The 9,986-nt window shown below is 63.9% G+C and carries 10 protein-coding genes and 1 tRNA gene; 1 reads left to right on the forward strand and 10 read right to left on the reverse strand.

All coding sequences use genetic code 11. The annotated features are described in order from the left end of the window. Positions 1-2: 2 nt before the first annotated feature. The 7 genes from EG799_RS01700 to thiE all read right to left on the reverse strand — a co-directional run bounded on the left by EG799_RS01700 (position 3) and on the right by thiE (position 6,253). A complete protein-coding gene (locus EG799_RS01700; protein WP_234028965.1) occupies positions 3-1,856 on the reverse strand; it encodes an SLC13 family permease in 1,854 nt (617 codons plus the stop codon). A gap of 69 nt (positions 1,857-1,925) precedes the next feature. Next, positions 1,926-2,010, reverse strand: a tRNA-Leu gene (locus tag EG799_RS01705). Between the two features lie 74 nt (positions 2,011-2,084). Beyond that, positions 2,085-2,903 carry an inositol monophosphatase family protein gene (locus EG799_RS01710; protein ID WP_123877995.1) on the reverse strand — a complete coding sequence of 273 codons (819 nt, stop codon included), beginning with the start codon at positions 2,901-2,903 and terminating at the stop codon, positions 2,085-2,087. Positions 2,904-2,909: 6 nt separating this feature from the next. Then, positions 2,910-3,473: an elongation factor P gene (efp, locus tag EG799_RS01715; protein WP_123877997.1), complete on the reverse strand. Its 564-nt coding sequence runs from the start codon at positions 3,471-3,473 to the stop codon at positions 2,910-2,912. Positions 3,474-3,555: 82 nt separating this feature from the next. After that, positions 3,556-4,230, reverse strand: a complete 675-nt coding sequence (locus EG799_RS01720) for a M23 family metallopeptidase (RefSeq protein WP_234028966.1) — start codon at positions 4,228-4,230, stop codon at positions 3,556-3,558. After that, a complete protein-coding gene (locus tag EG799_RS01725) occupies positions 4,230-5,537 on the reverse strand; it encodes a L,D-transpeptidase family protein (RefSeq protein WP_234028967.1) in 1,308 nt (435 codons plus the stop codon). Before EG799_RS01725 ends, EG799_RS01720 begins: the two co-directional genes overlap by 1 nt. A gap of 86 nt (positions 5,538-5,623) precedes the next feature. After that, positions 5,624-6,253 (reverse strand): thiamine phosphate synthase, encoded by a 630-nt coding sequence (thiE, locus tag EG799_RS01730; RefSeq protein ID WP_123877999.1) that lies wholly within the window; start codon positions 6,251-6,253, stop codon positions 5,624-5,626. A gap of 35 nt (positions 6,254-6,288) precedes the next feature. Here thiE and EG799_RS01735 point away from each other — a divergent pair, with 35 nt between their 5' ends. Next, on the forward strand, positions 6,289-6,720 hold the full coding sequence (locus EG799_RS01735) for a hypothetical protein (RefSeq protein ID WP_123878001.1): 432 nt from the start codon (positions 6,289-6,291) through the stop codon (positions 6,718-6,720). A 4-nt stretch (positions 6,721-6,724) separates the two neighbouring features. Here EG799_RS01735 and EG799_RS01740 read toward each other — a convergent pair whose 3' ends face one another. From EG799_RS01740 to gap, 3 genes are all read right to left on the reverse strand, one after another. Next, positions 6,725-7,615: a fructose bisphosphate aldolase gene (locus EG799_RS01740; RefSeq protein WP_123878003.1), complete on the reverse strand. Its 891-nt coding sequence runs from the start codon at positions 7,613-7,615 to the stop codon at positions 6,725-6,727. A 131-nt stretch (positions 7,616-7,746) separates the two neighbouring features. Next, the gene (locus EG799_RS01745; RefSeq protein WP_123878005.1) at positions 7,747-8,949 is read right to left on the reverse strand and encodes a phosphoglycerate kinase; all 1,203 of its coding nucleotides are present in this window, start codon (positions 8,947-8,949) and stop codon (positions 7,747-7,749) included. A gap of 19 nt (positions 8,950-8,968) precedes the next feature. After that, entirely contained in the window at positions 8,969-9,976 is a 1,008-nt protein-coding gene (gene gap, locus EG799_RS01750; protein WP_123878007.1) for a type I glyceraldehyde-3-phosphate dehydrogenase, read from the reverse strand. Between the last annotated feature and the right edge of the window lie 10 nt (positions 9,977-9,986).

Consider the following 9,986-nt stretch of genomic DNA (forward strand, 5'->3'; position numbering starts at 1 on the left):
CGTTACATTCCGTAAGTCATCGCCAGCAGGACGGACAGGGTCGTTACCATCAGCACGACCAGCGGCACGCCGGTGCGCAGATAGTCACGAAAGGCGTAATTTCCCTCTGCCATGATGAGCATGTTGGTCTGGTATGCGATCGGCGTCGCGTAGCAGAGGTTGCAGCCGAAGAGCACCGCGAGGATCAACGGTTCCTGCGGCAGCCCCAGCTGGTTGGCGATGTTGAAGGCGATAGGGGTGCCCACAGTGGCGGCGGTCGCGTTCGAGGCGAAGTTGGTCAGCAGCGTCACGAACAGCATGATGGCCGCGAGCACGCCCGCTGGCGGGAGAAACTGCAGTCCCATCGCGAGCGTTTCGCCCAGCCACTCCGCCGCCCCGCTGTCGAGAATGATGCGGCCGATGGCGATGCTGGCAGCGACCAGGACGATGACCTTGGCAGACAGCGCCCGCCCCACCCTGTCGAACTTCACGCATCCCGTCACGAACATCAGGATCGCGCCGAGCAGGGCCGAAATGGCGATGGGTACGGTGAGCAGGTAGAACCCCTGCCGACCGAAGAAGGGCAGACCGACCGAGGCCAGCGCGACCGCGCCGAACATGATCGCCGCGGCGATGACCGCCTTGGAACGGCGCGGCACGTCCTGCCCGCCTTCCAGTTGCAACAGGCTATCCGTTGTCGCGAACTCGTCGAGCGCACCGCGATTGCCGATGACCAGCAGGACATCCCCCTCGGCCAGGCGGATCTCGTCTCCGCGTGCGGCGGGTTCGTTGTGCATCAACCGCTCGGGCTTGTGGATACCGAGGACGGCGACGCCGTAGCGGTCCGCGATTCCCGAACTCGCCAGGGTGCGGCCGATGATGCGGCTGTCGGCGGTCACGACCATTTCCAGAACCTGGACGTCCTCTCCGCTCTTCCTCGCGTCGCTGTCGATGCGATCAAGAACCCAGCCTGGCGCGACCTGTCCGCGCAATTCGCGCAAGGCCAGTTGCAGGCCTTCATGCGTCCCCGAAATCAACAGACGCTGGCCGACCTCGAACCGGCTGGGCGGGCGTTCTTCGAAACGGAATTCGTCCGGCAGGCGGTCGACGATCTCGTCGAAATGCCGACCGACCAGCTCGCTGGCCGGTGTGACCCTGAGATGGGTGAGAAAGCGCCGCCGCGCCTGTTGCCCGGCCGTGGAATTGTCCGGCAGCAAGCGCGGCATGACGAGCCACAGGTACGGGAAAGCGACAATTGCCGCCAACAGCACGATGGGAGTATAGTGAAACACCGACATCTGCGGCATGCCGAGATCGCGGGCGATGCCGACCACCAGCAGGTTGGTGGACGTGCCGATCGTCGTCGCCATTCCTCCGATCAGTACGGCTGCGTTGAGCGGTATGAGCGTCTTCGAGGCGGGCATGGCGCCGCGCTGCGCCAACGCAACGAAAATGGGCAGCAGCAGGACCAGCACCGGCGTGTCGTTCACGATCATGGACAGTCCGAAGGCGAGCAGCAGGGAGACGAACAGGCCCAGTTGCAGGCTGACCTTCCAGATCCGCTCGAGCGCGCGGGCCGCCGGCTCCAGCGCGCCCGTCACCACGAGACCGCGCCCCATGGTCATCAGCGCGCAGATCGTGATGAGCGCGTAGTGGCCGAAGCCACCGAAGGCGAGCGCCAGCCCGTCCGTCGGATTGGTATCGGGCAAGGGATAGAAATACAGTCCCACCGCGATGATCGCGATGGTCAGCAGCGAAACGATCTCGGTCGACATCCGCCCCCGTGCGAAGGCGATGAAGACCGCGACGGTCAGGATCATCGCCGCCAGGGCATGGGGGGATGGTGCATCGATCACGGCGGGTAGCGAAGGTTCCATTGCGCGTTGCCGAGTTCAAGCGGTTTCGCGCATGCCTCCCTTCCGTCTGCACTCGCCCGTTGCGAAGGCTGGTACCCCTGGCCGGACTCGAACCGGCACTTCAGAAGAAATTCGATTTTGAGTCGAACGCGTCTACCAATTCCGCCACAGGGGCACCTGTTCGCGAAGCAAGCGGGCGATTAGCGGCCCGGGGGCATCGCGGCAAGCGCCAGTATCGCCCGGCGATATCTAGCGAAGCGCTTCCGCAACCATCTTGTGCAGGCGCGAATGAAGCGGATCGTTGGCCGCTATCACCTGTTCGTCGCAGATCGCCTGCGAGCGCCCGCGATAGTCGGTCACGAACCCGCCGGCCTCGCGAACCAGCAGGCATCCGGCGGCGCTGTCCCACGGCGACAGGCCGCTTTCCCAGAACCCGTCGAAACGTCCGGCCGCAACCCAGGCGAGATCGAGCGAGGCGGCGCCGAAGCGGCGAATCCCGGCAACGTTCGGTCCGAGCGCGCCGAAGATGCGACTCCATTCGGCGAAATTGCCGTGCCCCTGATAGGGAATGCCGGTCGCGATCAGCGCGTCGCTCATCTGCCGCCGTCCGGAAACGCGCAGGCGCCCGTCGTGCAGCCACGCTCCGCGCGACTTTTCCGCCCAGAACGTCTCGTCGGTAATCGGCTGATACACGACGCCCGCCGTAACCTCGCCCCAGTCGTCGCTGCCGAGCTTGCGCTCCTGCACGGCGATGCTGACGGCGAAGTGGGGTATGCCGTGGAGAAAGTTGCTCGTCCCGTCGAGCGGATCCACGATGAAGCGCGGCTTGTCCTCGTCGCCCTCCATCTCGCCCGCTTCCTCCATTACGAAACCCCAGCCCGGGCGCGCGGCTTTCAGTTCGTCCCAGATGATGCGTTCCGCCGCGCGATCGGCCTTGGAAACGAAGTCCGCCGGACCCTTGCGGCTGACCTGCAGGTGCTCGACCTCGCCGAAGTCCCGACGCAGGCGGCCGCCCGCCTTGCGCGCGGCTTTTTCCATGACACGAATGATGCCGGACAATGCGGGCATGGTGCGTTACCCGGCCTTCCCGACATAGGATTGCTCGTACACGTCCACCACGATGCGCGTGCCGCTCTCGATATGCGGCGGCACCATGATGCGTACGCCATTATCAAGCACGGCCGGCTTGTAACTGGAAGAGGCGGTCTGCCCCTTCACGACCGCGTCCGCCTCGACGATCTCGGCCTCGATCTGGGCGGGAAGCTGCACGCTGATGGGTTTTTCCTCCCACAGTTCGAGCTGTACCTGCATCCCATCCTGCAAGAACGGCCGCGCATCGCCCAGAAGATCGCTCGGCAGCATGATCTGCTCGAACGTGTCCTGATCCATGAATACCAGCATGTCGCCATCCTCATAGAGGAACTGGTAGTCCTTGGTGTCGAGCCGCACCTTCTCCACCGTATCGGCGCTGCGGAAGCGAACGTTCGTCTTGCGGCCGTCGATGAGGTTCTTCATCTCGACCTGCATGTACGCCCCGCCCTTGCCAGGCTGGGTATGCTGGATCTTGGCGACCTTCCAGATGCCGCCTTCGTATTCGATGATGTTGCCGGGACGGATGTCCACGCCGCTGATCTTCATGGGAGCTGTTTTGCTTTCGTTCGGGATGCAGATCGGGCTCGCGCCCTAGCTTCTGGAATGGCGCTTAACAAGGGGCCGGGCGTTACCGCCCGGCGCGGCGGGTCAGGAGCGGATAGGGATTGACCGAGGTCGCCGGCTCCCACCATTCGGCCGCGGGCGTGGTCCGCATCACCTCGAAATGCAGGTGCGGGGCATCGGGCGAGGCGTTGCCGCTCGATCCGACGGACCCGAGGCGCTGGCCCCGGCGGACGACCTGCCCTTCGTTCAGGCCGGGCGCATATTCGGCGAGATGGGCGTAGTAATAGATGGTCTTGCGGTCCTCGGACCTGACATAGACTGTTTTGCCACCAGCGTCGGACAGGAAAAGTCGCTCGATCGTACCGGGTGCGGCAGCGACGACGGACGTGCCGGCCGGAGCCATGATGTCCATCGCCTCGTGCAGTCGCGACCCCCCGCCCCGTTCGTCGGCGAAGGTATCGCGCAGATCGCTTGCACTGACGTCGAGAACGGGGATCATCAGTTGCGCGACCTCGGCGCCGGGCGCCATCGAAGCCTCGATCGAATGACCGGGCGCGCGAACGGCTTCGGGCGCGATCGTCGCCTCGGGTTGCGGCGTCTCGCGGGCCTCAATCGTGCGCTCGATGCGGTCGCTTTCCCGTGCGTCCATGATGAAGGCGCCCGCGATGATCCAGCCCGCCGAAACGAGCGTCGCGGTTATGACCGCGACCTGGGCCTTCTCGACGAACGGTGATGCCATCAGGCCTGGAATACCACCTTTGTATTGGTATCGACCATTTCCGCCAGCCGCGCGGCATCCCAATTCGTCAGACGGACGCAGCCGTGGCTCTGCACGCGCCCGATCGTCTGGGGTTCGCCCGTGCCGTGGATTCCGTAATGCTCTTTCGTCAGGTCGATCCATACGACTCCCACTGGCCCGTTCGGACCAGGCGGAAGCTGCAGATCGTCCTCGCTGTCAGGCACGTCCCAGAACAGGTCCGGGTCGTAGGAAAAGGGCGGGTTGTGACTTATCCCGGTTATCCCCCAGTCGCCCAACGGCAACGGATCGTGCGTCGACCCGGTGGTGACCGTGAACATCGCCACCAGATTGTCATCGACATCGTAGCCTTTCAGCCAGCCCCCCGACTTGTCCACCACCAGCCGCGCCACCTCGGGCTGCTCGGTACCGACACCAAGCGAGGCAAGCGTACGCTGCCAGTCGTGATCGCCGATATCGCCGGGCACGATGCGATCCGCGCCGATATTCGGTACGCGGATCGGCTGGCCCGCCGTGAAATAGCTTTGCGTATCGGCATCCCGAGACGATCCGCTACTGGCGCTGGAAGAAGGAGAAAAACTGGCGGAAGGCGTCGGGGAGGCGCCACCGGCAGGCCGCGAACCGGCCCCATCCATTCCCGCAGGGCGGCCTTCCGGATTGAGCCGCTTCAGAACATCGACAGTGGTATGAAAGCGCTCCGCCAACTTCTCGTCGAGACTGGTGTAGCCGAGCCTTTCCATCTCCGCCTTGGCCGAAGGGTCGTCGGGGATGGTCTCATAGTCGATCCGGCCCCAGCTTGCCGGGATCGTGACGACGCGCGTTGCGGGCAACCGGTCCCAGCGTTGCAATTGCTCCTTGGTCGCATCGTCGAGGTCTCCGGTGACGTCGAGGCCGCTGGCCTCCTGAAAACCTTCGATGGCGTTGTGCGTGGACTGTCCCATCTTGCCGTCGATCACCCCGGGGCCGAACCCCCGGCGGTCCAGCACGACCTGGGCATGCATGATCGGGCGGTCTTCCGGGTCCGGAATGTCGATCGCCGCACTCGAGCGTCCGGCGTTCTCTCCCTCGCTCGCCGTGGAAGCGCCCTCCCGCGAAGCGGTCATGTAGGCCGCGTCGTTCGATGCCATCGAATCGGCAAGGTTATCGTCGGAATAGGTGTCGTACCCGTAGTCGGTCGATGTCTGTGACTGCGCCACCGTATCGCTGTCGGTGTCCTCCATGTCGGTTCCCTGAAACCCGCACGCGGCGAGTGGCAGGGCGGACAGAAGGATCAGAAACTTGCGGGTCATGTCGGAAACCTCTCGTTGCGGGGCGGCGGGCCTGTTGCGAGGATAACCGCCAAGACCCCATAGGGTTTCCGACCGGTCCAGCGATATCAGCGCATTGCGCTGGCGAAATCGCGAATGGCCTGCACCTCGTCCCCGCGCCAGATGGCACCCGATACGGCGAGGAAATCGGCACCCGCCTCCACCAGAGGGCGGCAGTTGGACGGCGTGATGCCACCGATCGCGACGCAGGGGATTTCGAACAGACTGCTCCACCAATCCAGGATTTCCGGATCAGGCCGATGCTCGCTATTTTTCGTTCCACTGTCGAAGAAGGAACCGAAGGCGACGTAGTCGGCACCGGCCTCGCCCGCCTCCATCGCCAGGTGCCGGCTCGCATGACAGGTTACGCCGATCTGCATGTCGCGGCCGATTTCCTCTCGCGCTTCACGCGGATCGCCATCGGTCTGCCCCAGATGCACCCCGTCGGCCTTCAGACGGCGGGCGAGCGGGACGGAATCGTTGACGATGAACCCGACTTCACGCGCCGCGCAGATTTTCCGCAACGGCTGCGCAAGACGCGCTGCCTCGTGCAGGTCGATGTCCTTGACGCGGAACTGGAAAGCGGTCGCCAATCCCTCTCCCTCCGCGAGCGCCCTGTCGAGTCGATCGGGAAAGGTTCCGCCGACATCGAGCGGCGAGATGAGGTAGAGCTGGCAAGACGGCGATGCGGCGTTCATGTTGCGGCCAATAGCAAGTCGCCAGACGAGGTCCAATGATGCTGAAGACACTGCTCGCCGCTGGATTACTCGCCGCAATGTCGGGATGCGTTACCGCGCAGGATGCCGAATGCGACGACGAAGGATGCGCGGCGATCGGCGACGTCGCCGATCTAGGCGCGGTGAGCGTCACCCCCCTGGAGGTGATCGAAGACAGCCGATGTCCGGTAGATGCGCAGTGCATCCAGGCCGGGACGGTCAGGGTCCGCACCCGTGTCGAACGCGGCAGCGCCGAGCAGACCATCGAGCTCGAACCCGGCAAACCCGTACCCGCGATGTCCGGAATGCTCGTGATGACGGCCGTTCAGCCAGGTCGCATGGCAGACGAAACGATCGATCCGGCCGCCTATCGCTTCACCTTCCAGTGGACACCGCACCTGCTGGATGATCCCATACGGACCAATTCCCCCGGCGCAGCGACCTTCTAGCGGTTCAGTCGCCGACGCTGGCGCAGCGGATCTCCTCTATCGCGGTGCCGAGCGCCGTATCGAATTCGGTATCCTCCATCCGCGCCCGCAACTCTTCCAGCAGCGCGCGACTGAAGCTGGCGATCATGCCGTCATTCTTCGCCAGTTCGCGGCATGCATCTTCGCGCGAATAGCCGCCGGACAGGGCCACCACCTTCAGTACCTTGGGGTGATCGACCAGTTCGCGGTAGTGGTTCGCTTCCGCTGGAATAGTGAGCTTCAGCATTACCTGGTCGCCTTCGGGCAACCGGTCGAGCTGGGTCAGTATCTCCGACTTCAAGAGCTTCTCACCCCCGGCGCGGTCGTCTGCCTTGAGCGAGTATTCGGGTTCGAGAATGGGCATCATGCCGTGCGAGATGACCTGCCGCCCGACTTCGAATTGCTGAGAAACGATCGCAGCAATGCCGAGAGCATCGGCGGAATGGATGACCGAACGCTCCTTCGTTCCGAACACGCCGAGCTTCTTGGCGCGTTCGAGCAAGGCGTCGAGATCGCAGATCGGCTTCATCAGCTGAACGCCGTTCGCCTCGTCCTTCAGTCCCTTGTCGATCTTGATGAAGGGTACGATGCCCTTGTCGCGCAGCGCCTGCGGGGTGGGCTTGCCCTGCACCTCGCCGTCCATCGTCTTCGCAAACAGGATCGCGCCGATAACCTTCTCGCCGGAGAACGCCGGGCTCGAGATGATCCGGCTGCGCATTTCGTGAATACGGGCGAACATTTCGTCATCGCCTTCCCACTCGTCATCTCCCACGCCGTAGCCGCGAAGGGCCTTGGGGGTGGAACCGCCCGACTGGTCGAGCGCTGCGATGAAGCCATCGCCCCTGGCGATAATTGCGGACATTTCGGCGTGGTTCACTGGATGCTCCCTATCCGTGACGAGTTTTGTTCGCGGTCGATAAGCGGGCTGCGCTTGTTGTGCAATAACATGGCCTTGCGGGCCGAACGTCCACCTGTAGAAAGTTGCGCGTTTCTCCCGGAAAGGAACTGCTACTGCGTCAGGGCGGCGACACCGGGAAGTTCCTTGCCCTCCATCCATTCGAGAAATGCGCCGCCTGCCGTTGAAACATAGGTAAAATCCGTTGCGACATCGGCATGGGCAAGCGCCGCGACGGTATCGCCTCCCCCGGCTACGGAAGTGAGCGAACCGTCCTTGGTCAGCGCCGCTGCGGTCCTGGCCAGCGCGACGGTCGCAGCATCGAAAGGTTCGGTTTCGAAGGCGCCGAGCGGACCGTTCCAGACGAGCGTGGCGCATGTCTTGAGAACGTCGCCCAGGGCCTCGACCGCCTGCGGGCCGATGTCGAGGATCATCTCGTCGTCGCCAACTTCATGGACGTTGCAGGTGCGCGCCGAAGCAGGGTTGGCGGCAAATTCCCTTGCGACCACCACGTCGTAGGGGAGATGAATGGTACAGCCGGCCGCGTCGGCGGCGCTCATTATCGCACGGGCGGTGTCGGCCAGATCGTGTTCGGCAAGGCTCTTGCCCACGTCGACGCCGTTCGCGGCGAGAAACGTATTGGCCATGCCGCCCCCGATCACGAGATGCTGCACCTTGCGCGAGAGGTTTTCCAGCACGGCGAGCTTGGTCGAAACCTTCGCGCCGCCGACGACCGCAGCCACGGGCGGCGCCGGATTGCCGAGCGCGGCATCCAGCGCTTTCAGTTCAGCTTCCATCGCTCGGCCGGCATAGGCCGGAAGAACATGCGCCAACCCCTCGGTCGTCGCGTGGGCACGGTGCGATGCCGAAAAGGCGTCGTTCACGTAGAAATCGCCGTTTTCGGCGATGGCGTCGACGAAGGAGCGGTCATTCGCCTCTTCGCCCGGCCAGAAGCGGGTGTTCTCCAGGATGGCGATGTCGCCATTGCCGAGTATGTCGACCGCCTGTGCGACGACCGGTCCGAAGACCTCCGACACGAACATGACCTCGCGATCGATAACGCGTTCGAGCGCGCCCTGCACGTAGCTGAGGGACATCGTCGAGTGCCGCTCTCCACCCGGGCGGCCGTAATGCGCGAGCAGCAAGACTTTCGCGCCGCGATCTGACAGCTCGAGAATGGTGGGTGCGACGGCCCTTGCCCGCGTGAGATCGGTCGCCAGCCCGTCCTTCATCGGCAGGTTGAGATCGACCCGGACGAGCGCGCGCTGCCCGGATAGATCGTCGGGAAGGTCGTCAAGCGTCTTGAAGTCGCTCACGTCATACCCCCGCATCCTCCTACAGCAATCCGGCCATGACGCCCGCCGTATCGATCATGCGATTGGAAAAGCCCCATTCATTGTCGTACCAGCTCACCACGCGCGCCAGCTTGCCTTCGAGAACCGCCGTTTCCATCGAATCGACCGTAGAGGAGGCTGGGTAGTGATTGAAATCGCTACTGACGAGCGGCCGGTCCGTGTAATCCAGCACCCCCTTCATCGCACCCTGCGAAGCGGCGCGAAGCGCCTCGTTCAACTCGTCTGCGCTGGTATCGCGCCGGGGCGTGAAGACGAGGTCGATAAGCGAGACGTTCGGCGTCGGGACGCGAACGCTCGACCCGTCGAGCTTGCCCTTCAGATCCGGCAGCACCAGACCCACGGCGCGCGCCGCACCGGTAGTGGTGGGAATGATGTTCTGCGCGCCGCCCCGCGCCCGGCGCATGTCCTTGTGCATCTGGTCGAGCATGCGCTGATCGTTGGTGTAGGAATGGATCGTGGTCATGAAACCACGCTCTATCCCCACCGTATCGTGGCAAACCTTGGCCACGGGGGCGAGGCAGTTCGTCGTGCAACTGGCGTTGGAAACGATATCGTCGTCGGCCGTCAGCGTATCCTGGTTGACGCCGAAGACGATCGTCTTCGAAACCCCCGTCGCCGGGGCGGAGATCAGAACCTTCCTCGCGCCGGCGCCGATATGGGGGCGCGCCGCTTCGTCGGACTGGAAGAAGCCGGTGCATTCCAGCACGATGTCGATGTCCTGATCCTTGTGCGGCAGATTGCCGGGATCGCGCTCCGACGTGACCTGGATCGTGTGACCGTTCACCGAGATGGACTTGTCGCCCGTCTCTACGGTGCCGGGGAAGCGGCCATGCGTCGAATCGTATTGAAACAATAACGCGTTGGCTTCGGTATCGGCGAGATCGTTGATCGATACGAGTTCGAGATCGTGGTCGTCGCGCTCAAGAATGGCGCGCGCCACCAGGCGGCCGATCCGTCCGAAACCATTGATTGCAACTCTGGTCGCCATGCTGCCTACT

This window comes from Aurantiacibacter spongiae (assembly GCF_003815535.1).
GTDB classification, from domain to species: Bacteria; Pseudomonadota; Alphaproteobacteria; order Sphingomonadales; family Sphingomonadaceae; genus Alteraurantiacibacter; species Alteraurantiacibacter spongiae.